At 65.9% G+C, this 23,356-nt stretch carries 24 protein-coding genes and 2 pseudogenes; 18 read left to right on the plus strand and 8 right to left on the minus strand.

The features are described 5' to 3' along the window. Nucleotides 1-64: 64 nt before the first annotated feature. The 11 genes and pseudogenes from lepA to J0M27_RS21350 all read left to right on the plus strand — a co-directional run. Complete coding sequence (gene lepA, locus J0M27_RS08195) at nt 65-1,858, plus strand: translation elongation factor 4 (RefSeq protein ID WP_294989713.1); 1,794 nt, start codon at nt 65-67, stop codon at nt 1,856-1,858. An 8-nt stretch (nt 1,859-1,866) separates the two neighbouring features. Then, entirely contained in the window at nt 1,867-2,655 is a 789-nt protein-coding gene (gene lepB, locus J0M27_RS08200) for a signal peptidase I (protein WP_294989716.1), read from the plus strand. Nucleotides 2,656-2,663: 8 nt separating this feature from the next. Continuing rightward, complete coding sequence (locus J0M27_RS08205) at nt 2,664-3,020, plus strand: DUF4845 domain-containing protein (protein WP_294989718.1); 357 nt, start codon at nt 2,664-2,666, stop codon at nt 3,018-3,020. Then, nucleotides 3,020-3,688 carry a ribonuclease III gene (gene rnc, locus J0M27_RS08210; protein ID WP_294989721.1) on the plus strand — a complete coding sequence of 223 codons (669 nt, stop codon included), beginning with the start codon at nt 3,020-3,022 and terminating at the stop codon, nt 3,686-3,688. The genes J0M27_RS08205 and rnc overlap by 1 nt, the downstream gene beginning before the upstream one ends. Continuing rightward, nucleotides 3,685-4,572: a GTPase Era gene (gene era / locus J0M27_RS08215; RefSeq protein ID WP_294989723.1), complete on the plus strand. Its 888-nt coding sequence runs from the start codon at nt 3,685-3,687 to the stop codon at nt 4,570-4,572. The genes rnc and era overlap by 4 nt, the downstream gene beginning before the upstream one ends. Nucleotides 4,573-4,578: 6 nt before the next feature. Then, complete coding sequence (gene recO / locus J0M27_RS08220) at nt 4,579-5,313, plus strand: DNA repair protein RecO (protein ID WP_294989726.1); 735 nt, start codon at nt 4,579-4,581, stop codon at nt 5,311-5,313. 25 nt (nt 5,314-5,338) lie between these two features. Beyond that, the gene (locus tag J0M27_RS08225) at nt 5,339-6,088 is read left to right on the plus strand and encodes a pyridoxine 5'-phosphate synthase (protein ID WP_294989729.1); all 750 of its coding nucleotides are present in this window, start codon (nt 5,339-5,341) and stop codon (nt 6,086-6,088) included. Between the two features lie 13 nt (nt 6,089-6,101). Further along, on the plus strand, nt 6,102-6,479 hold the full coding sequence (gene acpS, locus J0M27_RS08230; protein WP_294989732.1) for a holo-ACP synthase: 378 nt from the start codon (nt 6,102-6,104) through the stop codon (nt 6,477-6,479). Between the two features lie 5 nt (nt 6,480-6,484). Further along, nucleotides 6,485-7,480 (plus strand): beta-N-acetylhexosaminidase, encoded by a 996-nt coding sequence (gene nagZ / locus J0M27_RS08235; protein WP_294989854.1) that lies wholly within the window; start codon nt 6,485-6,487, stop codon nt 7,478-7,480. A gap of 55 nt (nt 7,481-7,535) precedes the next feature. Next, nucleotides 7,536-7,655 (plus strand): annotated as a pseudogene (locus tag J0M27_RS21345) (nucleotidyltransferase domain-containing protein); the annotation flags it as partial. Between the two features lie 14 nt (nt 7,656-7,669). Further along, nucleotides 7,670-7,891, plus strand: a pseudogene (locus tag J0M27_RS21350) (HepT-like ribonuclease domain-containing protein); the annotation flags it as partial. Nucleotides 7,892-8,364: 473 nt separating this feature from the next. Here J0M27_RS21350 and J0M27_RS08240 read toward each other — a convergent pair. The 4 genes from J0M27_RS08240 to J0M27_RS08255 all read right to left on the minus strand — a co-directional run bounded on the left by J0M27_RS08240 (nt 8,365) and on the right by J0M27_RS08255 (nt 11,671). Next, entirely contained in the window at nt 8,365-9,291 is a 927-nt protein-coding gene (locus tag J0M27_RS08240) for a DMT family transporter (RefSeq protein WP_294989735.1), read from the minus strand. Nucleotides 9,292-9,298: 7 nt separating this feature from the next. Next, nucleotides 9,299-10,045 carry a fused MFS/spermidine synthase gene (locus J0M27_RS08245; RefSeq protein WP_294989737.1) on the minus strand — a complete coding sequence of 249 codons (747 nt, stop codon included), beginning with the start codon at nt 10,043-10,045 and terminating at the stop codon, nt 9,299-9,301. Nucleotides 10,046-10,273: 228 nt separating this feature from the next. Then, nucleotides 10,274-11,134, minus strand: coding sequence for an Hsp33 family molecular chaperone HslO (locus J0M27_RS08250; protein WP_294989741.1), 861 nt, complete (start codon nt 11,132-11,134; stop codon nt 10,274-10,276). Nucleotides 11,135-11,299: 165 nt separating this feature from the next. After that, nucleotides 11,300-11,671 (minus strand): ArsC family reductase, encoded by a 372-nt coding sequence (locus J0M27_RS08255; RefSeq protein WP_294989744.1) that lies wholly within the window; start codon nt 11,669-11,671, stop codon nt 11,300-11,302. Between the two features lie 209 nt (nt 11,672-11,880). Here J0M27_RS08255 and J0M27_RS08260 point away from each other — a divergent pair, with 209 nt between their 5' ends. The 6 genes from J0M27_RS08260 (at nt 11,881) to J0M27_RS08285 (ending at nt 18,323) form a co-directional block, all read left to right on the plus strand. Further along, a complete protein-coding gene (locus J0M27_RS08260) occupies nt 11,881-12,963 on the plus strand; it encodes a DUF2157 domain-containing protein (RefSeq protein ID WP_294989747.1) in 1,083 nt (360 codons plus the stop codon). Continuing rightward, entirely contained in the window at nt 12,960-13,823 is an 864-nt protein-coding gene (locus tag J0M27_RS08265; RefSeq protein WP_294989751.1) for a DUF4824 family protein, read from the plus strand. The genes J0M27_RS08260 and J0M27_RS08265 overlap by 4 nt, the downstream gene beginning before the upstream one ends. A gap of 61 nt (nt 13,824-13,884) precedes the next feature. Continuing rightward, nucleotides 13,885-15,051, plus strand: coding sequence for an efflux RND transporter periplasmic adaptor subunit (locus J0M27_RS08270; RefSeq protein ID WP_294989754.1), 1,167 nt, complete (start codon nt 13,885-13,887; stop codon nt 15,049-15,051). A 157-nt stretch (nt 15,052-15,208) separates the two neighbouring features. Beyond that, nucleotides 15,209-15,901, plus strand: a complete 693-nt coding sequence (locus J0M27_RS08275; protein ID WP_294989858.1) for an ABC transporter ATP-binding protein — start codon at nt 15,209-15,211, stop codon at nt 15,899-15,901. Nucleotides 15,902-15,909: 8 nt separating this feature from the next. Further along, the gene (locus tag J0M27_RS08280) at nt 15,910-17,118 is read left to right on the plus strand and encodes an ABC transporter permease (RefSeq protein WP_294989757.1); all 1,209 of its coding nucleotides are present in this window, start codon (nt 15,910-15,912) and stop codon (nt 17,116-17,118) included. 5 nt (nt 17,119-17,123) lie between these two features. Next, on the plus strand, nt 17,124-18,323 hold the full coding sequence (locus tag J0M27_RS08285) for an ABC transporter permease (RefSeq protein WP_294989760.1): 1,200 nt from the start codon (nt 17,124-17,126) through the stop codon (nt 18,321-18,323). Between the two features lie 186 nt (nt 18,324-18,509). Here the strand turns inward: J0M27_RS08285 and J0M27_RS08290 are convergent, their stop codons facing one another. The 3 genes from J0M27_RS08290 to J0M27_RS08300 form a co-directional block, all read right to left on the minus strand. After that, nucleotides 18,510-19,142, minus strand: a complete 633-nt coding sequence (locus tag J0M27_RS08290; RefSeq protein WP_294989762.1) for a hypothetical protein — start codon at nt 19,140-19,142, stop codon at nt 18,510-18,512. Continuing rightward, nucleotides 19,139-19,639: a hypothetical protein gene (locus J0M27_RS08295; protein ID WP_294989764.1), complete on the minus strand. Its 501-nt coding sequence runs from the start codon at nt 19,637-19,639 to the stop codon at nt 19,139-19,141. The genes J0M27_RS08290 and J0M27_RS08295 overlap by 4 nt, the downstream gene beginning before the upstream one ends. A gap of 118 nt (nt 19,640-19,757) precedes the next feature. Continuing rightward, nucleotides 19,758-20,354 (minus strand): hypothetical protein, encoded by a 597-nt coding sequence (locus J0M27_RS08300; RefSeq protein ID WP_294989767.1) that lies wholly within the window; start codon nt 20,352-20,354, stop codon nt 19,758-19,760. Between the two features lie 265 nt (nt 20,355-20,619). Here J0M27_RS08300 and J0M27_RS08305 point away from each other — a divergent pair, with 265 nt between their 5' ends. Then, nucleotides 20,620-21,615: an LLM class flavin-dependent oxidoreductase gene (locus tag J0M27_RS08305; protein ID WP_294989770.1), complete on the plus strand. Its 996-nt coding sequence runs from the start codon at nt 20,620-20,622 to the stop codon at nt 21,613-21,615. Between the two features lie 184 nt (nt 21,616-21,799). Here J0M27_RS08305 and pyk read toward each other — a convergent pair whose 3' ends face one another. Then, entirely contained in the window at nt 21,800-23,248 is a 1,449-nt protein-coding gene (gene pyk / locus J0M27_RS08310) for a pyruvate kinase (RefSeq protein ID WP_294989773.1), read from the minus strand. Nucleotides 23,249-23,356: the final 108 nt, after the last annotated feature.

The raw sequence follows: 23,356 nt of genomic DNA on the forward strand, positions 1-23,356 counted from the left end.
CGACCCTTGCTTCCAGGTCTTCAGGGTGCTCAAAGGTTTGAACGAGCGCCTTTTTTATTGCCCCATGGATCACATCCGCAACTTTTCCATCATCGCCCATATCGACCACGGCAAATCGACCCTGGCCGATCGCATCATCCATCGCTGCGGCGGCCTGTCCGATCGCGAGATGGAGGCCCAGGTGCTCGACTCGATGGACATCGAGCGCGAGCGTGGCATCACCATCAAGGCGCAGACCGCGGCGCTCGCCTACCTTGCCCGCGACGGCAAGACCTACAACCTGAACTTGATCGACACCCCGGGCCACGTCGACTTTTCCTACGAAGTCAGCCGTTCCCTTTCCGCTTGCGAGGGTGCGCTGCTGGTGGTCGATGCCTCGCAGGGCGTCGAGGCGCAGACCGTGGCCAATTGCTACACCGCGATTGAACTCGGCGTCGAAGTGGTGCCGGTGCTGAACAAGATCGACCTGCCGGCCGCCGACCCCGACAACGCCCGCACCGAGATCGAGGACGTGATCGGCATCGACGCCACCGATGCCATCCTCTGCTCGGCCAAGACCGGGCTGGGGGTGGACGACGTGCTGGAAGCCGTGATCGCGCGTATCCCGCCGCCCAAGGGCGATCCGGAGGCGCCGCTGAAGGCGCTGATCATCGACTCCTGGTTCGACAACTATGTCGGCGTCGTGATGCTGGTGCGCGTGGTGGACGGCACGCTGCGCGCCAAGGACAGGATCCTGCTGATGGCCGAAGGTTCGCAGCATTTGTGCGAACAGGTCGGGGTGTTTACGCCGAAGTCGGTGACCCGCCCCGAATTGCGCGCCGGCGAGGTCGGCTTCATCATTTCCGGCATCAAGGAACTCGATGCCGCCAAGGTGGGTGACACGGTCACCATCGCCGATCGCCGCGCCGCCCAGCCGCTGCCCGGCTTCAAGGAAATCAAGTCGCAGGTCTTCGCCGGGCTCTACCCGGTCGAATCCAACCAGTACGACAGCCTGCGCGACTCGCTGGAAAAGCTCAAGCTCAACGACGCCTCGCTGCACTACGAGCCCGAAGTCTCGCAGGCGCTGGGCTTCGGCTTCCGCTGCGGCTTCCTCGGTCTGCTGCACATGGAAATCGTGCAGGAGCGCCTGGAGCGCGAATTCGACCAGGACCTGATCACCACGGCGCCGACCGTGGTGTACGAAGTGCTGATGCGCGACGGAACTACCGTGCAGGTGGAAAATCCGGCCAAGCTGCCGGACGTACAGAAGATGGAGGAAATCCGCGAGCCCATCATCACCACCAAGATCTTCGTGCCGCAGGAATACCTCGGCTCGGTGATCACGCTGTGTGAATCGAAGCGCGGCTCGCAGGTGAACATGGCCTACCACGGCCGCCAGGTGCAGCTGACTTACGACATGCCGATGGCCGAAGTGGTGATGGATTTCTTCGACAAGCTCAAATCCGTTTCGCGCGGCTACGCTTCCCTCGACTACGAATTCAAGGAGTACCGCGCCGCCGACGTGGTCAAGCTCGACGTGCTGATCAACGGCGACAAGGTCGATGCCCTGTCGCTGATCGTGCATCGCGCCAACGCGCCCTACCGCGGTCGCGAGCTGGCGGCCAAGATGCGCGAGCTGATCCCGCGCCAGATGTACGACGTCGCCATCCAGGCGGCGATCGGCTCGACCATCGTCGCCCGCGAGAACGTCAAGGCCATGCGCAAGGACGTGCTGGCCAAGTGCTACGGCGGCGACATCACGCGCAAGAAGAAGCTGCTGGAAAAACAGAAAGCAGGCAAGAAGCGCATGAAGCAGGTCGGCAGCGTGGAAATTCCCCAGGAGGCATTCCTGGCGGTATTGCGGGTGGGTGACAAATAAGGCCAGCCATGAACTTCGCCCTGATTCTTTTCGTCTTGGTCCTCTTCACCGGCGTCATCTGGGCCTTCGACCACTTCCATGCCCGCAAGAAGCGGCCGGCCGACGCGCCCGATCCCTGGTGGGTGGAATACGGCGGCAGTTTCTTTCCGGTCATCCTGGCCGTGTTCCTGCTGCGCTCTTTCCTCGTCGAGCCCTTCAAGATTCCGTCCGGCTCGATGATTCCGACCTTGCTGGTCGGCGACTTCATCCTGGTCAACAAATACACCTACGGCGTGCGGCTGCCGGTAATCAACAAGAAGGTCGTCGAGCTCGATTCGCCGCAGCGCGGCGACGTGGTGGTTTTCCGCTATCCGCCGGATCCCTCCCTCGACTACATCAAGCGCGTGGTGGGCCTGCCCGGCGACAAGATCGAATACCGCAACAAGAAGCTCCGCATCAACGGCAAGGAAATAACGCAGAAGAAGACCGATGACTACCTCGACCGCGACCGCCTGTTCTATACCCCGCGCTTCATCGAGTCGCTCGGCAGCGTCGAGCACCAGATCCTGGTGGAAGCCGAGGCGCCTTCGTTCATCCAGCATCCGGGGCGCTTTCCGAATGCGGAAAAATGTAACTACAATAGCGAAGGCGTGAGTTGCGAGGTCCCGCCGGGGCACTATTTCATGATGGGTGATAATCGCGACAATTCGCAGGACAGCCGTTTCTGGGGCTTCGTTCCAGATGAAAACCTGGTCGGCAAGGCGTTTTTTGTCTGGTTCAATTTTTCCGATCTGAAACGCATCGGATCGTTTCGCTAGGGGATGACATGAAACATCAGCGTGGTCTCAGTCTGAACGGCATGTTGATCGGCAGCGCGGTCCTCGCCGTGTTCGCGCTCCTGGGGATGAAAGCCGTGCCGCCCTGGATCGAATACGCCAATGTGCTCAAGGCGATCAGGGCCACCGCTGCCGACGGCAGCCTCAAGGAGGCCTCGGTCGCGCAGGTGCGAACCTCCTACGGCAAACGCGCCGAGATCGACAATGTCCAGAGCGTCAGGCCGGAAGACCTCGACATCACCAAGGAAGGCGGCGAACTGGTGATTTCGTTTGCCTACACTTCCAAGGTGCCGCTGTTCAAGAACACCAGCCTCGTTTTCGACTTCGAGGGCAGCAGCGCCAAGTAATGAAGCCGGAGCGCCTGGAGGCGGCCCTCGGCCATGTTTTTGGCCGGCAGGATCTGCTGCGTCAGGCGCTCACCCATCGCAGCTTCGGCGTTCCCAACAATGAACGCCTCGAATTCCTCGGCGACTCGGTCCTCAACTGCGTTGTCGCCGCCGCGCTCCATGGCCGTTTTCCCGCCCTGCGCGAGGGCGAGCTTTCACGCCTGCGCGCCAGCCTGGTGCGCCAGGAAACCCTTGCCGGAATCGCACGGCAGTTGGATCTGGGCGGATTCCTGCGGCTGGGCGAGGGCGAACTGAAAAGCGGCGGCGCGCAACGGCCGTCCATCCTGGCCGATGCCGTGGAAGCGCTGATCGGCGCGATCTACCTCGATGCCGGATTCGACCCGGCGCGGGCCGTCGTCGAGCGCCTTTGCGAACCGGCCATGGCCGCCATCGATCCGGCCGCGCCCGGCAAGGACCCGAAGACCGCCTTGCAGGAAATCCTCCAGGGGCGCCACCTGCCGTTGCCGCGCTATTCGCTGCTGGCCACGCGCGGCGAGGCGCACGCGCAGGAATTCGAAATGGAATGCGTGGTTCAGGAGCTGGGCATTCGCAGCACGGGGGTCGGCGGCAGCCGGCGCATCGCCGAACAGCAGGCGGCGCAGCGCGCCATCGCCGCGATCAAGCAATGAGCCCCGGCTTCCGTACCGGCTACCTTGCCGTGATCGGCCGGCCCAACGTCGGCAAGTCCACGCTGACCAACCGCCTGGTCGGCGCCAAGATCAGCATCACCTCGAAGAAGGCGCAGACCACGCGGCACCGCATCCACGGCATCCTCACCACCGACGAAGCGCAGTTCATCTTCGTCGATACGCCGGGCTTCCAGATGGCGCACAAGAATGCCCTCAATCGCCTGATGAACCGCAGCGTGACCTCGACCTTCGCCGATGTGGACGTGATCCTGCTGGTAGTCGAGGCCGGAAACTGGGGTAACGGCGAAGCCGAAATCCTGCGCATGCTGCCGGCCGGCACGCCGGTACTGCTGGTCATCAACAAGATCGACCGGCTCGCCGACAAGAAGGAACTGCTGCCCTTCATCGCCAAGGTCTCGGCCCTGCACGACTTTGCCGAGCTGGTGCCGCTGTCGGCCGAGAAGGGCATCGGTACCGGTGAACTGCTCGCCACCGTGGCCCGCTACCTCCCGGAAGGACCGCCGGTGTTCGACGCCGACGACATCACCGACCGCTCCGAGCGCTTCATGGCGTCCGAGATACTGCGCGAGAAACTGTTCCGCAACCTTGGCGAGGAACTGCCCTACGGCATCGCCGTCGAGATCGAGAAGTTCGAGCAGGAAGGCGATCTGCGCCGCATCCACGCCGCCGTCATCGTCGATCGTGCCGGCCACCGCGCCATCGTCATCGGCAAGGGCGGCGAACGCCTCAAGCGTATCTCATCGGATGCGCGCAAGGAGATGGAAACGCTCTTCGGCGGCAAGGTCTGGCTCGAAACCTGGGTCAAGGTCAAGGGCGGCTGGGCCGACGACGAACGGGCGCTCAAGTCTCTCGGATACGACTGAGGCGTCGTGAGCAAGCGCGTCGACGGGCAGGCGGCCTACGTCCTGCACCTGCATCCCTATAGCGAGACCAGCCTGGTGGTCGATGTCTTCAGCCGCGACCACGGCCGCGTTCCCCTGCTGGCGCGCGGCGCGCGGCGCCCGCGCTCGGCCATGCGCGGCATGCTGATGTCCTTCCAGCCGCTGGAGCTCGGCTGGTTCGGCGGCGGCGAGGTAAAGACCCTGGCAAAGGCCGAATGGCTGGGCGGCATGCCGCTCCTGGGCGGGCGCTGCCTGCTGCTGGGCTACTACCTCAACGAACTGCTGCTCAAGATGCTGCCGCGCGAGGACGCCCACGCCAATCTGTTCGATGCCTATGCCGCCGCGCTGCAAGCGCTGGCCGCCGGCAGCGACGATGCGCCGGAACTGCGCCGCTTCGAAAAGACGCTGCTGCGCGAACTCGGCTACGGCCTGACGCTGGAGACCGACGTCGAGACCGGCCAGCCGGTGGTTGCAGACCGGCAATACGCCTTCCTCATCGAGCGCGGGCCGGTGGCCACAAGAGTCGGCGCTGGCGATACGGCGTCCGGCGCCGAAAACCCGGCGTTGTCGGGCAAGACCTTGCTCGACATGGTCGCCGACGACTATTCCGACCCGCGCACGCGCCTCGAAAGCCGGCGCCTGATGCGCCAGCTGATCTCGCACCACCTCGGCGGCAAGAGCCTGCAGTCGCGCCGCGTGTTCATCGAACTGCAGGAGCTATAAACTGCGGCAGGGAGGCAACAACAAAATGATCGAACTCGGTGTAAACATCGACCATGTCGCCACGGTGCGCGAAGCGCGCAAGGGCCACGAACCGGACCCGGTCTGGGCGGCCGTCGAAGCCCACCTCGGCGGCGCCGACGGTATCACCGTGCACCTGCGCGAGGATCGCCGCCACATCCAGGACCACGACGTGCGCCGCCTGCGCGAGCTGACCCACATCAAGCTCAACCTCGAAATGGCCGCCACCGACGAGATGGTCGCCATCGCCTGCGCACTCAAGCCCGAAATGGCGATGCTGGTGCCCGAAGGCCGCCACGAAATCACCACCGAGGGTGGCCTCGACGTCGCCGGCCAGGAGGCGCGCCTCGCCGACGTGGTGGCGCGCCTGCGCGACGCCGGCATCGTCACCAGCACCTTCATCGACGCCGAACTGCCGCAGGTCGAAGCCGCGGCCCGCATCGGCGTGCGCGTCTGCGAGATACATACAGGCCCCTATGCCCACGCCTTCTTCAACCAGGGCCGCGACAACGAAAGCCCGGCGGTACTGACCGAACTGGAAAAGATCCGCCAGGCCGGCGCTGCGATCCGCGCCGCCGGCATGCGCTTCAACGCCGGCCACGCGCTGAACTACTTCAACGTGCAGCCCGTCGCCGCGCTGCCCGGCATCCGCGAACTGCACATCGGCCACGCCATCGTCAGCCGCGCCATCTTCGTCGGCATGCGCGAAGCCGTCGCCGAGATGAAGCGCCTGATGCGCGAGGCCCAATGCGGATGACGGCGCCCCGCACATGATTTTTGGAATCGGCACCGACATCGTCGCCGTGAAGCGCATGGCCGACTACTTCCAGCGCCACGGCGAGCGTGGCCTGGAAAAGATGCTTGCTCCGGCGGAGCGCGAGGCCTGCCGCGCCAGCAACGATCCGGGCCGCTTCCTCGCCAAACGCTTCGCCGCCAAGGAGGCGCTGGGCAAGGCCTGCGGCACCGGCGTGCGCGATCCCGTGCTGCTGCCCGACATCGCCGTCGAGCACGACGCGCTCGGCAAGCCTTTCTTCAGCTACTCGCCCAGGCTGGCCGCCCACCTCGCCGAACGCGGCCTCACCGCCCACCTTTCCATCAGCGACGAGCAGGACTACGCCGTCGCCTTCGTCATCCTGGAGAAGCCATGAAATCACTGCCCCTCGGCCCGCTGATGATCGACGTCGCCGGCCTCGAACTGACCGACGCCGAGCGCGAACGCCTTGCGCACCCGCTGGTCGGCGGCGTCATCCTGTTCAAGCACAACTACCGCGACACGCAGCAGCTCACTGCCCTGTGCGCCGCCATCCATGGCGTGCGCAGCCCGGCGCTGCCGATCGCCATCGACCACGAAGGCGGCCGCGTGCAGCGCTGCCGCGAAGGCTTCACCCACGTCCCGCCGATGCGCCGCCTCGGCGAACTGTGGGACACCGATCCCGCCGCCGCCCGGCGCGCAGCCGCCGACCTCGGCTACCTGCTGGCCGCCGAGCTGCGCGCCTGCGGCGTCGACTATTCCTTCACCCCGGTGCTCGACCTCGACTGGGGCCCCAGCGGCGTCATCGGCGACCGCGCCTTCCACAAGAACCCGGAAGCCGTCGCGGAACTTGCCGGAGCGTTGATCGATGGCCTGCGCGCCGCCGGCATGGGCTGTTGCGGCAAGCACTTCCCCGGCCACGGCTGGGTCGCCGCCGATTCCCACCTCGCCATCCCGGTCGACGAGCGCAGCCTGGCCGAGATGGAACCCGACCTCACGCCCTATCGCCGCCTCAGGCTCGACGGCGTGATGCCGGCCCACGTCATCTATCCCAAGGTCGATCCGCGTCCCGCCGGCTTCTCGCCGGTCTGGCTGGAGAAGCTGCGCAAGGAATTCAAATTTGACGGCGTCATCTTCAGCGACGACCTTTCGATGGAAGGCGCCGCCTTCGCCGGCAACATGGTGCAACGCGCCGAAGCCGCCTGGGCCGCCGGCTGCGACATGCTGCTGATCTGCAACGCGCCGGATGCCGTGGCCGACGTGCTGGCCAACTGGAAGCCGGTGCCCGATCCGGTTCGGGCGGCAAGGATCGCGCGCATCGCCCCAGGTTCGGCGTGGCGCCAGGACGCCACGCGCTACGCGGCGGGCAGGGCGGCGGTGGAAAGCCTTACGGCCTGACACCGTTTCGGCGCCGGCTTTTCCGTCGGGGTGGTAACCATGTCATCGAGGCACCATGAACGCACCCGGACTGCCGTTTCCCGAGAGCCTGAAGAGCTACTGCCGCGAACACCATGTTCGGCGGTTGTCGCTCTTCGGGTCCCATGCGAAAGGCACGGCGAATGCGGAAAGCGATATCGATGCGCTTCGTTGCGGGTCGATTGTCGGCCATGCTGGCGACAGACAGGTACAACGCTGTTCGCCGCGATCCGCTGCATCGAGATCATTGGCGAAGCCGCGGCACGCGTGTCCGCCGCGACTCGCGACAGTGCGCCGGATGTTCCCTGGAACGCCATCCTCGGCATGCGCAATCGCCTGGTGCCTGCCTATTTCGATGTCGATGCCGACTTTGTCTGGAAAACCATCAGCGTGGAACTGCCGGACTCAAGGGGCGATTTCAGGCGCTGGTGTGAAAGGTGTTGCGTAGAAAGTCGGCGCTGGTGGGACGGTAGTCGTCAGCCAGATCACACTGGCTCGCGGCCTGCCGAGGGTAAGTTTCAACGCGCAGCCATTCAGATCTCGCCGAGGAACTTTGCGATTTCGGCGTTGATGAGGTCCGGATGGGTGATCGGCGCCATGTGGCCAAGGCCGGGAAACTCCACCAAGCGGGCATGCGGCAGCACCGGGAGCAGGGCACGCGCCTAAAACTGAAAGCCGCTACCGGCGCAAGTTCACTCGATTCAGGGCATCCAAAGACCTTCATCTACCGCCAGCTTCGCGTCCAGAATACGCCATTGGCAATTTTCGGTCCAGCCCGATGGCATCGACGGTCGCTCGAGCCGCCGGACGCATTCAGCGAGCCGAATCCCGCCGTCCCGCCAGCGCCGACTTTTTGCAGCCGCGTTTCAGGCCTGGATGCTCCTCGCCTTCGCGCTCTGGTGCCGGTTGTTGGCGATCAGGGCGACCAGCACGATCACGGCGCCGGCGAGTTCGACGGCATCGGGGCGGCGGCCCTGGGCGATGGCGATCAGGTAGGTGATGACGGGGGTGAAGTTGGCGAAGAGGCCCGCCGAAAGCGGGCCGAGCTTGGCCACGCCCATGTTCCAGAACAGGATGCCGAAGACGCTGACGCAGAACACGGTGTAGGCCAGTTCGGGCCAGACGGCAACGAGTTGGGCGGTGCTGGGCGGCGTGCTGTGGCCAAGTGCGGTGGCGACGATGAGGAAGGCGGCGATGGCGATGGTGCCCAGCGAGCAGGACAGCGCGGTGTAGCGCACCGGCGACCAGCAGGGGAAAGCTTGGCCGCCCAGCGTGTAGGCGGTCCAGAACAGCGAGGCGAGGAACACGAGGCCGTTGCCCAGCGCGTCGCCGCCGACCAGGCGCGCGAATTCTCCCGAGGTGACCACCAGCAGTTCGCCGACCAGGGCCAGCGCGATGGCGGCGAGCGTGAAGTTGTCGGGCTGGCGGTGGGTGCTCCACCATTGCCAGAGCGCGACCTGGATCGGGCCGAGGGCGAGGATCATGGCGCTGATCTCGGGGCGCGTGAGGCGCAGGCCTTCGAAGAGGCTGATGCCGAAGCCGGCGAAGCCGCAACTGCCGAAGAGGGCGATCTTCCACAGCTTGCCTTCGGTGCTGATCTTGTGCGCGCCTTCGCGGCGCCAGAGCAGGACGAGGAAGACCAGCGCGGCGGTGACGAAGCGCATCGCCGTCAGCCAGTAGGGGTCGACCGCCACCAGCGCGGCCTTGGCCACCGGCAGGAAGCCGCCCCAGATGGCGATCACCAGCAGCATGTAGAGCGTGCCGCGGCGGTGGTCGCGCTGTGCCGGTGTCATGGCGCGCTCACAGCGCGAACAGGCCGCCGGCGAGGTGGTGCGATTGCGCCAGGCGCGTCAGCGTGGGCATCAGGTTGAGGCCGGTGTCGCGCTTGAGTTGCGTCGCGGCGCCTTTCAGTTCGGCCAGCGTGGCGCAAGGCGCCGGCGGGTTGGCGGCGAGCGCGATGGCATTGCCGCTGTCGCAGGAGCTGAAGGCCATGGCGTGGCCGTCGAAGGCGCCTTCGAGGCGCTTCACGCTCTGGCGGAAATCCTTGCGCCGCGACAGCAGGTTCACCGCGAGCACGCCGTCCTCGGCCAGCCGTGCGCGGCAATCGAGGTAGAAGGGCAGGGTGTCGAGGCGCCCGGTGCGGGCGTCGGCATCGAAGCCATCGACCAGGATCAGGTCGAATTTCTGCTTGGTCTCGACCACGAAGTCGGCTCCGTCGGCGTGGCGGATGTCGATGCGGGCGGGGTCGTCGGGCAGTTTGAAGAACTGCCGCGCGGCGGCGGTGACGCGGGGTTCGATCTCGACCACGGTGATGCGCGCGTGGCGGCGGTAGCGCCAGAGGAACTTGGTCACCGAGGCGGCGCCCAGCCCGATCTGCAGCACGCGGCGCGGCCAGTCGGGCTCGTGCAGCAGCAGCGGCGTCATCAGCTCGCGCGTGTAGTCCAGCTCCAGCGCATAGGGCCGCGCGATGCGCATCGCGCCCTGGATCCAGCTCGAACCGAAGTGCAGGTAGCGGACGCCGGCCTCTTCGGAGATGTCGATGTTCAATTGGGATTCCGTTGAATGAGGCAGTCACATCGGCGAAAGCTGGTGTCCGTGTGCCTGAAGGCACTGGATTCCGGCTTTCGCCGGAATGACGAACTGGGTCTGGTTTGGCACCAGGGAAACGCTGAACAAGCAACTACCGTTCGGGCTGAGCTTGTCGAAGCCATTGAGTCGACGGGCTTGCGATTCGACAAGCTCAACGCGAACGGACTCAATCAGTGTTTCCCTGGCTTAGTGCAGGATGCGGCCGTCGGGCGGGAACAGCTCGTCGAGGATCTCGGCGCCGAAGCGGTATTCGTGGCCGCAGATTTCGTCTTCGATGGCGATCACTTCGGCATCGGCGAGCATGGATTCGATTTCCTCGCGGCCGAGCGAGAGCAGCATGTTGCGCACCTTTTCCTCGTCGCGCGGGCAATGCCAGGCGGCCTGCCGCGGCTGGTACAGGCGCACGTTCTCGGCGTTGAACAGGCGCGTCAGCAGGGTTTCCGGCGGCAACAGCAGTTCGTCGGCGCGCACCGTCGCGGCCAGTTGCTCGATGCGGTCCCAGCCGTCGGGATCGAGGATGTCGGCGTTGGGCAGCTTCTGCAGGAAGAGGCCGCAGGCGCTTTCGGCGCCGGCCGTGAGCCACAGGCGCGCCGGCTGTTGCTCGGATTTTTCCAGGAAATGCTCAAAGGCCTGCGCCAAGGTCGCTCCGGTCAGGGGCACCACGCTCTGGTAGGGCGTTTGCGCCGCCTTCGGCTGCAGCGTCAGCACCAGGCGGCCGTCGCCGAGCAGGTCGGCGGCGCTGGCGACATGTGCGTCGGCGCCGGCGTCGAGTTCGCTTTTCGCCATGCCGCGCAGTTGCAGTTTCTCGTTGCAGTCCATCACCAGCATCGACACCGGGCCGTGGCCCTGCAACTGGAAGGAGAGGCGCCCCGGCGTCTTCAGGTTGCTGCCGATCAGCGCGGTGACGGCGGCCAGTTCGCCCAGCAGGTCGCGCACCGGCGCGGCGTAGTTGCGGCGCGCCGTCATCGCCGACCAGGAGGGCCCGAGTTGCACCAGCGCGCCGCGGATGTCGAGGTCTTCCAGCAGGAAGCGGTGCACCGCTTCCATCAAGGTGAAACTCCAGAACGAGTCGCTGGTGATATCGAGCGCAGCGAGCTGACCAATCGCCCCGCCCTGGGGCGGGGATGGGGGTGTGGGGCGACCAATTCGCCTTTGCGTTGCGTCATGCCCAGGTGCGCTTCGTACTCGATCATGAGCGTTAGCGGGGGCGGCCTAACGAACAAAGGAATCGAACGTCGTGGGGTCGAAGCCGACCAGGATCTGCCCGGTATCGTTCTCGACCACCGGGCGGCGGATCACGCTGGAGTGTTCCATCATCAGCGCCACGGCCTGGCTTTGCGTGGTGACGGCCTGCTGTTCCGGCGTCAGCTTGCGCCAGGTCGGGCCCTTGCCGTTGATCAGGGTCTTCCAGCCCAGCGTGCGGCACCACTGCACCAGGCGCTCGCGCGGTACGCCGAGCTTCTTGTAGTCGTGGAATTCGTAGCTGATGCCATTCGAATCGCACCAGGCGAAGGCCTTCTTCATGGTGTCGCAGTTCTTGATGCCGTAGATCTTTACCATGGTCGGTGGGGAGTGTGTCAGCATGAAGCGATCGGAAGCGTCGTCGAAGAAATCGAGCGCAGCGAGCCGATCGGGAATCCCCCGCGAGGGGGGCGAAGGGGGGCGGGCCGATTCTGCTCGCCCACGGCAAAAAGAAGATGCGAAAGTATCATGATCCGGGGATGGTTATCGAAGCTGGGGGCGTTGGGTTCGGCGCCGAGCGAATCATAACAAACGGGGGATAATCGGCCGCCATGAACACCCCCTTGCGCAGCGAGGCGCAGCAGCGCGCCGACGAGATCGCGATGTTCCAGGCGGAACTGGCCCGGCTGGAGGCCGAGGGAGTGTTGCGGCTCGACCCGGCGCAGCAGGAGGCGGTGAGTAGCCACCACGCCGCGCTGCTGGCCGGCTTCGCGGGTGCCTTCGACATCGACCGCAGCGTGCAGGCCAGGCAGTTGTCGCTGGGCATGCGCGTGGCGTCCTTCCTCGGCGCGCTGGCGCTGGCGGCCAGCGTGTTCTTCCTCTTCTACCAGTTCTGGGGCCATTTCGCGGAAACCGCCCAGGTCGCGATCCTGCTCGGCGCGGCGCTGGCCAGCCTGGGCCTGACCATGGCGATCCAGCGCCGCGACGCCTCGGGCTATTTCACCAAGCTGGCGGCCATGGTGGCCTTCGCCTGTTTCGTGCTGAACCTGGTGATGCTGGGCCAGATCTTCAACATCACGCCCACCGACCGCGCGTTGATCCCCTGGGCGGCGCTGGCCTTCCTCCTGGCCTATGCCTGCGACCTGCGCCTGCTGCTGGCGGTGGGCATCTGCTGCGTGATCGCCTTCGTCGCGGCGCGCGTCGGCGAGTGGGGCGGCATCTATTGGCTGCACGCGGGCGAACGGCCGGAGAACTTCTTTCCCGTCGCACTGCTCTTGTTCGCCTTCCCGCAACTGCTCGACCACAGCCGCATGACGGGCTTTGCGCCGATCTACCGCATCTTCGGCCTGCTTTGCCTGCTGGTGCCGATGCTGGTGCTCGGCCATTGGGGCTGGGGCAGCTATCTCGCCGGCTACGAAGGATTTTCGACGCGGACCATCGCCGGCGGCTACGAAGTCGCCGGCTTCGCCGCCAGCGCGCTGGCGATCTGGCTTGGCGCCCGGCGCCGGTGGCCGGATACGGTGAATACCGGCATCACATTTTTCGTCATCTTTCTGTACACCAAGTTCTTCGACTGGTGGTGGACGACCATGCCGAAATGGCTGTTCTTCCTGGTGCTGGGGCTGGCCGCGATCCTGATCCTGCTGGTGCTCAAGCGCCTGCGCCGGGCCGGCGCGGCGGGGACGGCGGCATGAAGCTGACGCCGATGAAGAACCTGGCGGCGGGTGCGGCGCTGATCGTGCTGGCCAATGTTGTGGCGCTTACGGGCGTGTATTTGAATCGCAGCGGCGAGCCGGATTCGCGCGTGGTCCTCTCGCAGCGCGAACTGGGCATGCCCTGGGGTTGGCAGGCTGACCGCGACAACAGCGGGATGGTGCTGGGGCTCAACTGGCGGGTGCACGATGGCGACGCGGTCGAGTATTCCTTTGGCGGTTACGGCTACCACGGCGGCACGCCGGACTGGCTGGACGAAGCGCGCATGCAGGCGCTTGGCTTCGACGTGGGCGGCTTGCACGACGATACGACGGCCCGCCGCCGCTTCGAGCGCCAGTTGCCGCGGGAAGTCCTGCTGGTGCTGGAACTGGCGGGGCCGGCCTGGCAGCAGGCGCTGGAGCGGGCGCGGGCGAACGCCGCGCGCCACGAAGCGGCGCGGCTGGCCAACGCCGACAGCAAGGAATTCGCCGAAAAGGCCAAGCGCGCCAGGGAGCAACTGCAGCGCGAAGAAGCGGCCAACAGCCGCCTGTTCGCCATCGACGTCGGGCCGGACCGCGCCGGCTTGCGCGCGAAATATCCGGATCGCCGCCGTTACCTGATCCTCAAGGCCACGCTGCGCCCACGCCTGGAGACGCGCGAGCGGAAGACGCGCGTCACCGGCTATGTCAGCGAACTGGCCGCGTCGCGGATCAACGTGCCGCACGCCTTGCGCCCGGTGCTCGAGCCCGTCCTGCGCAAGCCCTGGCGCAACGAGCTCGATCCGGGCAAGTCTTTCGAGGTCTCGCTGGCTGTCGGCCAGCGCCTGGAACCCTGGATCGAGGCGATTTCAGCGGCGCGCTGAACACGTGCTACCCCTTTCGGGGAAGGGCGCCGTGGGGTCAAACGCGGCATAATCGTCTGCCATGAACACATCTTTCCTGCTGCGCCGCCTCCTGCCGGCGCTTGTCGTGGTCGCCCTGGTCGCCGGCGGCTATTTCTGGAACACCCGCAGCAAGCCGGTCGCCGTGGTGCTGAAGACGGTCGAGCGCGGCAAGGTCGAATCGACCGTGGTAAACACCCGTGCCGGAACCGTCGAGGCCTGCCAGCGTACCAAGCTGTCGACCATCATGGGCGGTCGAATCGAATACCTCGGCGTCAAGGAAGGCGACAAGGTGAAGAAGGGCCAGTTGCTGCTCAAGCTGTGGAACGACGACCAGAAGGCGCAGCAGGTCCTGGCCGAGGCGCAGCGGGCGATGGCGGCGCAGCGGGTCAAGGAGGTCTGCACCACGGCCGCCAGTTCGCGGCGCGAGGCCGAGCGCCAGGCCTCGCTGAAGAACAAGGGCTTCGTTTCCGATGCACGCGAGGATACCGCGCGCAGTGAAGCCGATACCCGCGCCGCGGCCTGCGAGACGGCCAAGGCCGACGTCGCCCAGGCAGCGGCACGGGTCGGTGTGACCCGGGTGGAGCAGGGCCGCATGGTGCTCTATGCGCCCTTCGACGGCACCGTGGCGAAGATCGTCGGCGAACTCGGCGAGTATTCGACGCCCTCGCCGCCGGGCGTGCCGACACCGCCCGCGATCGACCTGATCGACGAATCCTGCCTTTACGTCAAGGCGCCGATGGACGAAGTGGACGCGCCGCGGATCGTCGCCGGCCTGCCGGTGCGCGTCAGCCTCGACGCGCTGCCCAAGCAGGCGCTCAACGGCAAGGTGCGGCGCGTCGCGCCCTATGTGCTGGCGGTGGAAAAGCAGGCGCGCACGGTCGACGTCGAAGTCGATTTCGAGCGGCCGGCGGGGATCAACCTGCTGGTCGGTTACAGCGCCGACGTCGAGATCGTGCTCAGCAGCCGCGCCGATGTGTTGCGGGTGCCGACCGCGACGCTGATCGAGGGCGGCAAGGTGATGGTGCTCAATGCCGCCAGCGGCCGGCTAGAGGAGCGCAAGGTGAAGACCGGCACGGCCAACTGGGAATTCACCGAGATCGTTGAAGGCCTGGCCGAAGGCGAGCGCATCGTCATGTCGCTGGAACGCGAAGGCGTGAAAGTCGGCGCCCGCGCTACGGCGGCTGACGCCGCCGTAGCGCAAAAATGAGGGCAATCCCCCCGTTCCACGGACTGCTTTGCACAGCAGTCCGGCTGCGGTGGCGCAAAGCAGTGCTTTGCGAAACCCCAGCTTCGCCCCTTGCCGGGCAAGGGGGTGACTATGTTTCCGCCGCTGCGCGGCGTCCGGCAGGAATGAACGCATGGCGCTGATCGAGCTTGCCGGCATCGAACGCGTGTTCCACCTGGGCGACAGCGCGGTCCATGCGCTGACCCGGCTCGACGTCGGCATCGAGGCCGGCGAGTACGTCGCGATCATGGGCCCGTCGGGCTCCGGCAAATCCACGTTGCTCAACCTGCTGGGCCTGCTCGACCGGCCCGATGCGGGCACCTATCGGCTCGAAGGCCGCGACGTCACCACGCTGTCGGCGGACGAACAGGCCGCCGTGCGCAGCCGGCGCATCGGCTTCGTGTTCCAGAGCTTCCACCTGGTGCCGCGCCTCACCGCCGCCGAGAACATCGCCCTGCCCATGATGCTGGCGGGCATGGCGGCGGCGGAGCGGGCGCGGCGGGTTGCCACCGCGCTCAAGGACTTCGGCCTCGAACAGCGCGCCGACCACCGGCCCGACCAGCTTTCCGGCGGCCAGCGGCAGCGCGTCGCGATCGCCCGCGCCACCGTCATGCAGCCCGCCGTGCTGCTGGCGGACGAGCCGACCGGCAACCTCGACCGCGCCACCGGCGACGACGTGATCAACCTGCTCGAAGCGCTCAATGCACACGGGATGACGCTGATCGTCGTCACCCACGACCAGAAGATCGGCAGCCGCGCCCGACGGCAATTGATGATGGAAGACGGTGAGCTGAAGTTCGACAGCGCGCGGCCGGCGGCCGTCGCCGGCTGAGGACCGGCATGCGTAGCTCCGACGTCCTGCGCTTCGCCCGCGACGCGGCGGCTGGCTACCCGCTGCGCACCTCGCTGTCGGTGCTGGCGATGGCGATCGGCGTCGCCGCCGTCGTGGTGCTGACGGCGTTGGGCGACGGCGCCCGGCGCTACGTGGTCGACCAGTTCTCGGCGCTGGGCAGCAACCTGGTCATCGTCCTGCCGGGGCGCTCGGCCACCGGTGGCTTCAGCCCGGCCAATGCCCTGACCACCACGCCGCGCGACCTCACCGTCGATGATGCATTTGCGCTCACGCGACTGCCCTCGGTGCGGCGCGCGGCGCCCCTGGCGGCCGGCAATTCGGAGATCAGTGCCAACGGCCGCTTGCGTGAGGTCGTGGTGGCCGGCACCGCATCGACCTACCTCGACATCCGCAGCTTCCGCATGGCGCAGGGCAGCTTCCTGCCCGAGGGCGACTGGAGCCGCGGCGCGCCGGTGGCGGTGATCGGCTCCAAGATCAAGGAAGAAATCTTCGGCGGCAGCCCGGCGGTGGGCGAACTGGTCCGCCTCGGCGACCGTCGCCTGCGCATCGTCGGCGTGCTCAGGCCGGTGGGGCAGGGCTTGGGCATGAACACCGACGAAGTGGTGTTCGTGCCGGCCGCGGTGGCGCAGAGCCTGTTCAATACCAATACCCTGTTCCGCATCCTGATCGAGGCCAGGAGCCGCGGCGAGATAGAGGCGGTGAAGCGCGAAGTGACCGCCGTGCTGAAAGCCCGCCATGGCGGCGAGGAAGACATCACGGTGATCACCCAGGATGCCGTGCTCGCCACCTTCGACCGGCTGCTGCGCGCGCTGACCGCGGCGGTGGCAGGTATCGCCGCTATCAGCCTGGCGGTGGCCGGCATCCTGGTGATGAACGTGATGCTGGTCGCGGTGACCCAGCGCACCGGCGAGATAGGCCTGCTCAAGGCGCTCGGGGCGCGCGGCGCGACGATCCGCAACGCGTTCATGGCCGAAGCGGCGATGTTGTCGCTGGTCGGTGCCTTTACCGGCTATGGCCTCGGCCTCTTCGGCGCCTTCGTGCTGCGCCGTTTGTACCCGGTGTTCCCGGCTTATCCGCCGGACTGGGCGGTGATCGCCGCGCTGGGCACCGCGCTGACTACCGGCCTGCTGTTCGGCATCATGCCGGCGCGGCGCGCGGCGCGCCTCGATCCCGTGCAGGCCCTGATGAAGCACTAGGCGCGATGGTATTCACCGATTTCCTCGCGCTCGCCATCCGCGCCATCAGCGCGCAGCGCCTGCGCAGCTTCCTGACCCTGCTCGGCATCGCGGTGGGCATCGCCGCGGTGATCCTGCTGACCTCGATCGGTGAGGGCATCCACCGCTACGTGCTGGCCGAGTTCACCCAATTCGGCACCAACGTCATCGGCATCCATCCGGGGCGCACCAAGACCGGCGGCGCGACCACCGGCCTGCCGAGCAGCGCACGGCCGCTGTCGCTGGAGGACGCCGAGGCGATGAAGCGTCTGCCCAACGTGATCGCCGTGACGCCCTCGGTGAATGGCAACGCGGAGGTGGCGGGCAACGGCCGCACGCGGCGGGTGATGGTGCTCGGCGTCGGTCCGGAAATGCCGAAGGTATTCAAGGGCAAGGTCCGCATCGGCAGCTTCCTGCCCGAGGACGATAGCGGCGCCGCGCGCGCCCAGGTGGTGCTCGGCCCAAAGCTGAAGAACGAACTGTTCGGCGCCGAGAACGCCCTGGGCGCACGGGTGCGCATCGGTGGCCTGCAGTTCCGCGTAATCGGCGTCATGGAGCCCAAGGGCCAGTTCCTCGGCATCGACCTCGACGACACGGCCTTCGTGCCGGCGGCGCGCGCGCTGGAAATGTTCAACCGTGCCGGACTCAACGAGATCAACGTCGCCGTGGCCGAAGGCGTGGCCGCGGCAAGCGTGGTGGCCAACATCAAGGAAGCGATCCGGGCGCGCCACGGCCGTGACGACGTCACCATCATCAGCCAGGAGGAAATGCTATCGACGCTGTCGGGCATCCTCGACGTGCTGACCATGGCGGTTGGCGCACTGGGCAGCATTTCGCTGCTGGTCGGTGGCGTCGGCATCGTCACCATCATGACCATCGCGGTGACCGAGCGCACCAACGAGATCGGCCTCATGGTCGCGCTCGGCGCGCGGCGCCAGACCATCCTCGGCCTCTTCCTTGGCGAAGCCGTGGCGCTGGCCGCGATCGGCGGCCTGTTCGGCCTCCTGCTCGGCGTCGGCCTGGCGCAACTGATCGGCCTGTTCCTGCCGGCGTTGCCGGTGCACACGCCGCTGTCCTTCGTCGTGCTGGCCGAATTGGTCGCCGCCGCCATCGGGCTCGCCGCCGGCGTGCTGCCGGCGCGGCGCGCGGCGCTGCTCGATCCGGTGGAGGCGTTGCGCACCGAGTAGTGAAAAGTCGGCGCCCCACAGGGACTTCCTCCGGTCGCTGGCGGCACGGTGATGCGGACAGGAATGGACCATCTGGCTTGCCAGGGCAGAATCAAAACGGTACCGGGGACCGTGTATTTCAGTGCGTTGCCTTGATCCGGGGGCCGGCATTGTCGGGCAGGCTCCGGGTTGTCGCCGCCATCGACCTCAGGGCTTCCTGAACTCCGGCAGACCGACCAATGTACCCTGCATCTTCATCATGGCGTCTATGACAGCGCGTTTTCCGGACAGCGAGAAGTCGGATTTGAATTCATCGAACTCCGCACGTCCCGCACCTGTGACCGACGGTTTGACAACGATCTTGCCGGAGGGATCGGCAATGTTGCAGGTAAGGTTGACGACGAACAAAGTCGGTGGCCATGTAAATGGACTGGGCGATGATGAGTCGGTCGATATTTCAGGTGATATGACGTAGCTGATGGAGTTCTTTTGAATCGCCTCCGCGTCGGTTGGTGACTTGAGCAGGGTCACTGACTTGAAGGCGTTTCCGAGCATCTTGTAGAACGCGGCCTCCATGTCCTTGTAGGGTGCGTAGGTGACGGTATCGCCGCCGCCACCCGGAGTGATAACCATGCGGTCCTTGTCGGTCGCAGACATGTAATAGCCAACATTCAGCTCAATCTGGCGATCATCGATTTTCCGCTCGATTTTGGCAAGGTCGGGTCCGATCGCCAGGGGGTGTGCGCATCCGGCGATCAGGGCGGCCGTCGCCAGGACAGCGAGGATCGGAAAGCGACGGTGGTGGCCTGAAAAAAACGGGGTCGGAAATCGGGTGTTCATTTGAGTGCCTTAAGGAAGTCTGTATCGGCATAGAGGGCGGCCAGCAACCTCTGGACCAGGCGCGGGTACTCCTGTTGGCCGCGCGGAATCGCAATCGCGCCGGCGAACGAGGATTCCCATTCCGAACGCGCGGACTTGATGCGGTCATAGAGGACCGCCTGGTCCTTTCTGACCATGAATCGAGCCGAAATGTCGCCGCTTGCAAGGCTGATTCCGGAGACGTCAATGTCGTTCTTGAGCAGCGTTCCGGTGATTTCGATCCCGGCATCGGGGTTCAGCTTGCCGGCGAGAATCAGTTCCTGCTTGATTGCTTCGGCAAGGTATAGGGAGTAGGAGTTGCCATAGGGAGATTGGAGCGTCGAACCACGCAACGAGATTCCGGTGACGTTGGAGCCCTCGGGCTTGGCATCGAATCGTCCAACCTTGGCACCAGCAATTCCTGAGTCTTTGAGCAGTTGAACGCTTTCGATCGAAGGCGAGTAGTTCGGCGCCATCATCGAGCAACCGCTCATGATTGCTCCAACGAAAATCAGACTTGCAACCTTCATATCCATCTCCAATCGATGCCGGCGGAGGGCGCGACGGGCCCGTCAGGCAAAGTCATGGGTGAGGTGTTCAATTGCTTTTTGGAACCGCCGGAGTTTCCGCCATGGCGGTGGAAGATGCGCCTTCATCCTTCTTGTCGACAACGGATGAGGCTCCCATCCTGACCGGCAGGTCGTTCGGGTAATCGTAGCCGGTGCCCTTGTTGTGGTCGATGAGGGCGCCAATTCCGCCGCCGAAGATTATGTTTCCGAACATACCGCCCGCGGCCCTGGAGATTGCCCGCAAGAATCCGTCGGCCAGGCCTTCCTTCTTGCATTCAACGGTCAGGTCCTCGGCCGAGCGTCGTACTGAGACGAAACCGGGCGCCACCATTTCCCATCTGCCCTTGTCGTTTGCCAGCGAGCATTTGGCCTTTTCAACCGGATTGCCATCGGCGCCCTTGGTGCTCAGCGATACCAGTTGCATCTCGTTCGAGGTGATCGTGGCGCATCCCGAGAACAGGACGGATGCCGCGACAATGGCTGCAATTCGACATCGATTCATTGTTACCCCGCTGGTCGATGGTGAAAGCTTCATTTGCTGATGAATCGATTGGTGGATGATGGCTTCAACTTCACGGCGCTCTCCAGAAAATATGCCGTCTGGCCAGAGTGGTGCGGAATCCAACCAGTGGCTACATCCGCGAATTCGAAGCCGAATTATCCCGACGCGGAATTAGACCGGATTCCTCGAATAATGACAAGAGAAAGTTTCATGCGAGCTTGTTGAAGAAAGCGTTTCGGACACTGATGGCTATGGAGCCACACTGGCCCGGGAATCGTGCGTCGGGGTGTCCGTCGGGGACGGGCGATTCAATCTGCAAGAAATGGTCGGCTAAACTAGGGCGGTGCTGAAGTGGCTGGCGCGAACACCCTGACGCAATTTTTCTCTCATGAACGCACTCACGGATACCCGCTTGTCCATGCTCGACCTTGTCGCCGTGCGCGAGGGCGGCACGGTGGCCGGCGCGCTGGCGATATCGCTGCGCACCGCGCGCCATGTCGAGCAACTCGGCTTTACCCGTTACTGGCTGGCCGAACACCACAACATGCCCGGCATCGCGAGTTCCGCCACCGCCGTGCTGGTCGGCCACGTCGCCGGCGGCACGAGCCGCATCCGCGTCGGTTCGGGCGGCGTGATGCTGCCCAACCATGCGCCGCTGGTGGTGGCCGAGGCCTTCGGCACGCTGGCCGAACTGTATCCGGGACGCATCGACCTCGGGCTGGGCCGTGCGCCCGGCACCGACCGGCTCACCATGCGTGCGCTGCGCCGTGACAGGGTGGAGACCGAGGAGGACTTCCCGCGCGAGGTCGCCGAGCTGCAGCGACTGCTCGACGATCCGCGGCCGGATCAGCAGGTGATCGCGATGCCGGGCGCGGGTACGCGGGTGCCGATCTGGCTGCTCGGATCCAGCCTGTTTTCCGCCCGTTTGGCGGCCGAGCGCGGCCTGCCCTATGCCTTCGCCTCGCACTTCGCGCCGCGCCTGCTGCACCAGGCGCTCGACCTTTATCGCAGCCACTTTCGGCCATCGGCGGTGCTGGCGCGGCCCTACGTGATGATCGGCGTGCCGCTGGTCGCCGCGCCGACGGACGACGAGGCGCAGTTCCTCGCTTCCAGCGTGTTCCAGCGCGTGCTCGGCATCCTCCATGGCGACCGGCGCTGCCTGCCGCCGCCGGTGGAAGGCTTCATGGCCGGCCTGCATCCGCAGGAGCGCGCCGGCATCGCGGATTTTCTCGGCGCCGCGGTGATCGGCGGGCCGGATACGGTCAGGGCCGGATTGGAGGCGCTGTGCCGCGCGACCCAGGCCGACGAAATGATCGTGGTGTGCGACATCTTCGATCCAGACTTGCGCCTGCGCTCGCTGGAGATCGCCGCCGCCTGCGCCTAGGAGTCTGTGCGGCAGAAACATCTCCGGCCGATCCCCGGATATTCCGAGAGTCCTTCGCTCCTTGCGGCTCCTGGAACAATCGCGTGCAGAGCGTTCCCTGAGGTCCGGTATGCGCGTGTGATGCCGCACTTTTTCCGTCGCGCAGATTGCTGGCCCTGTGAACCCGGGCGGCGACCTGCGCGAATCAGACGCGCTGGATTTTCAGCATCGGCGCATTGAGTGCCGCATCGTCGTTGAATCCCGATACCAGCAGCACGCTGTGCCCGGTGCGGGTCAGCTTGCAACGCTGCGCGATGGTGGCGCACAGGGAAGCGTAGTCGGTGAAGTCCTCGGCGGCGGCGGCCATCGGCACGATGCCCCAGTAGAGCGCCAGGTGCCGGCACACGGCGGCGTCGGTCGATACCGCCACCAGCGGCGCCGTCGGCCGGTGCGCGGAGATCACCCGCGCCGTGGTGCCGCCCTCGGTGGGAATGATGATGCCCTGCAGCTTGAGGTCGCGCGCCATGGTTGCGGCGGCATGGGCAACGCCGTCGCGCACGTCCATGCTGTCGCGTGGCACCGCTTCGCCCTGCAGGAAGCTGCCCTGCTGCCACTGGTAGCCTTCGACCTCGCGCAGCACCCGATCCATGATCTCGACCGCGCGCAGCGGAAACTTGCCGCTGGCCGTTTCCGCCGACAGCATCACCGCATCGGCGCCCGACATCGCCGCATTGGCGACGTCGCCGACTTCGGCGCGGGTGGGGCGGGCGTGGTCGATCATCGACTCCAGCATCTGCGTCGCCACGATCACGGCGCGGTTGTGCTGGCGCGCGATGCGGATCAGTTCGCGCTGCACCAGGGGTACCTGTTCGGCGGGTAGTTCGATGCCGAGGTCGCCGCGCGCCACCATGATCGCGTCCGAAGCCACGACGATGGCATCGATGTTCTCGATCGCCTCCGGCGTTTCAATCTTGGCGATGATGGGCGTCGATGCGCCGGCGCGCGCGATCAGGCGCCTCAGGCCGGCGACGTCCTTCGCGGTGCGGACAAAGGAGAGCGCGAGGTAATCGACGCCGAGTTCGATGGCAAAGCGTGCGTCGGCAATGTCCTTGGGCGGCAGCGAGGGCGCGGACACCTTCGAATCGGGCAGGTTGATGCCCTTGTGGTCCTTGAGCAGGCCGCCGAACACCACTTCGCAGCGCACCTGGTCGCCGGTAATGGTGAGCACCTTCAGTTCCAGGTTGCCGTCGTCGAGCAGGATGCGGTGGCCGGGCCGCACGTCTTTTGCGATGGCCTTGTACTGCGAGGGGATCAGGCCCGGCCCGCCGCGGTTCACGCGCGGGTCGATCAGCACCTCCTCGCCGGGCGTGAGCCGCAGCGGCCCGTCGGGAAATGTGCCGCAACGGATCTTCGGGCCGCACAGGTCGGCCAGGATGGCGACATGGCGGTCGAGCTTGCGCGCCGCGGCACGCACCCGCTGGCAGGCCTCGCGATGCCCGTCGTGGGTGCCGTGCGACATGTTGAGCCGCACCACGTCGACCCCGGCGCGCAGCAACTGGTCGATGGCATTGGGCCTGCTGCTGGCGGGGCCTAGCGTCGCCACGATCTTGGTCCGCCGCCAGCGCAGCGCCACCCGCTTGTCAAGCATGCTCATTGCCGCCTCCTTCGATGGATCGGAAATCGTTGGGGATTGACGTGAAGCAACCGGACCTAAAGCCAACATCGAGCGAAGCGAGCTGATCAGTATCCCCCCCGCGAGGGG

Origin of the sequence: Sulfuritalea sp. (genome assembly GCF_017302275.1) — a bacterium.
Classification (GTDB): Bacteria; Pseudomonadota; Gammaproteobacteria; order Burkholderiales; family Rhodocyclaceae; genus Sulfuritalea.

Bases quoted from the DNA above. Each gene is read 5' to 3' on its own strand.
- lepA (WP_294989713.1), top strand. From the start codon at position 65: ATGGATCACATCCGCAACTTTTCCATCATCGCCCATATCGACCACGGC.
- lepB (WP_294989716.1), top strand. From the start codon at position 1,867: ATGAACTTCGCCCTGATTCTTTTCGTCTTGGTCCTCTTCACCGGCGTC.
- J0M27_RS08205 (WP_294989718.1), top strand. From the start codon at position 2,664: ATGAAACATCAGCGTGGTCTCAGTCTGAACGGCATGTTGATCGGCAGC.
- rnc (WP_294989721.1), top strand. From the start codon at position 3,020: ATGAAGCCGGAGCGCCTGGAGGCGGCCCTCGGCCATGTTTTTGGCCGG.
- era (WP_294989723.1), top strand. From the start codon at position 3,685: ATGAGCCCCGGCTTCCGTACCGGCTACCTTGCCGTGATCGGCCGGCCC.
- J0M27_RS08225 (WP_294989729.1), top strand. From the start codon at position 5,339: ATGATCGAACTCGGTGTAAACATCGACCATGTCGCCACGGTGCGCGAA.
- acpS (WP_294989732.1), top strand. From the start codon at position 6,102: ATGATTTTTGGAATCGGCACCGACATCGTCGCCGTGAAGCGCATGGCC.
- J0M27_RS08240 (WP_294989735.1), bottom strand. From the start codon at position 9,291: ATGACACCGGCACAGCGCGACCACCGCCGCGGCACGCTCTACATGCTG.
- J0M27_RS08250 (WP_294989741.1), bottom strand. From the start codon at position 11,134: ATGGAAGCGGTGCACCGCTTCCTGCTGGAAGACCTCGACATCCGCGGC.
- J0M27_RS08255 (WP_294989744.1), bottom strand. From the start codon at position 11,671: ATGCTGACACACTCCCCACCGACCATGGTAAAGATCTACGGCATCAAG.
- J0M27_RS08260 (WP_294989747.1), top strand. From the start codon at position 11,881: ATGAACACCCCCTTGCGCAGCGAGGCGCAGCAGCGCGCCGACGAGATC.
- J0M27_RS08265 (WP_294989751.1), top strand. From the start codon at position 12,960: ATGAAGCTGACGCCGATGAAGAACCTGGCGGCGGGTGCGGCGCTGATC.
- J0M27_RS08270 (WP_294989754.1), top strand. From the start codon at position 13,885: ATGAACACATCTTTCCTGCTGCGCCGCCTCCTGCCGGCGCTTGTCGTG.
- J0M27_RS08280 (WP_294989757.1), top strand. From the start codon at position 15,910: ATGCGTAGCTCCGACGTCCTGCGCTTCGCCCGCGACGCGGCGGCTGGC.
- J0M27_RS08285 (WP_294989760.1), top strand. From the start codon at position 17,124: ATGGTATTCACCGATTTCCTCGCGCTCGCCATCCGCGCCATCAGCGCG.
- J0M27_RS08290 (WP_294989762.1), bottom strand. From the start codon at position 19,142: ATGAACACCCGATTTCCGACCCCGTTTTTTTCAGGCCACCACCGTCGC.
- J0M27_RS08295 (WP_294989764.1), bottom strand. From the start codon at position 19,639: ATGATGGCGCCGAACTACTCGCCTTCGATCGAAAGCGTTCAACTGCTC.
- J0M27_RS08305 (WP_294989770.1), top strand. From the start codon at position 20,620: ATGAACGCACTCACGGATACCCGCTTGTCCATGCTCGACCTTGTCGCC.
- pyk (WP_294989773.1), bottom strand. From the start codon at position 23,248: ATGAGCATGCTTGACAAGCGGGTGGCGCTGCGCTGGCGGCGGACCAAG.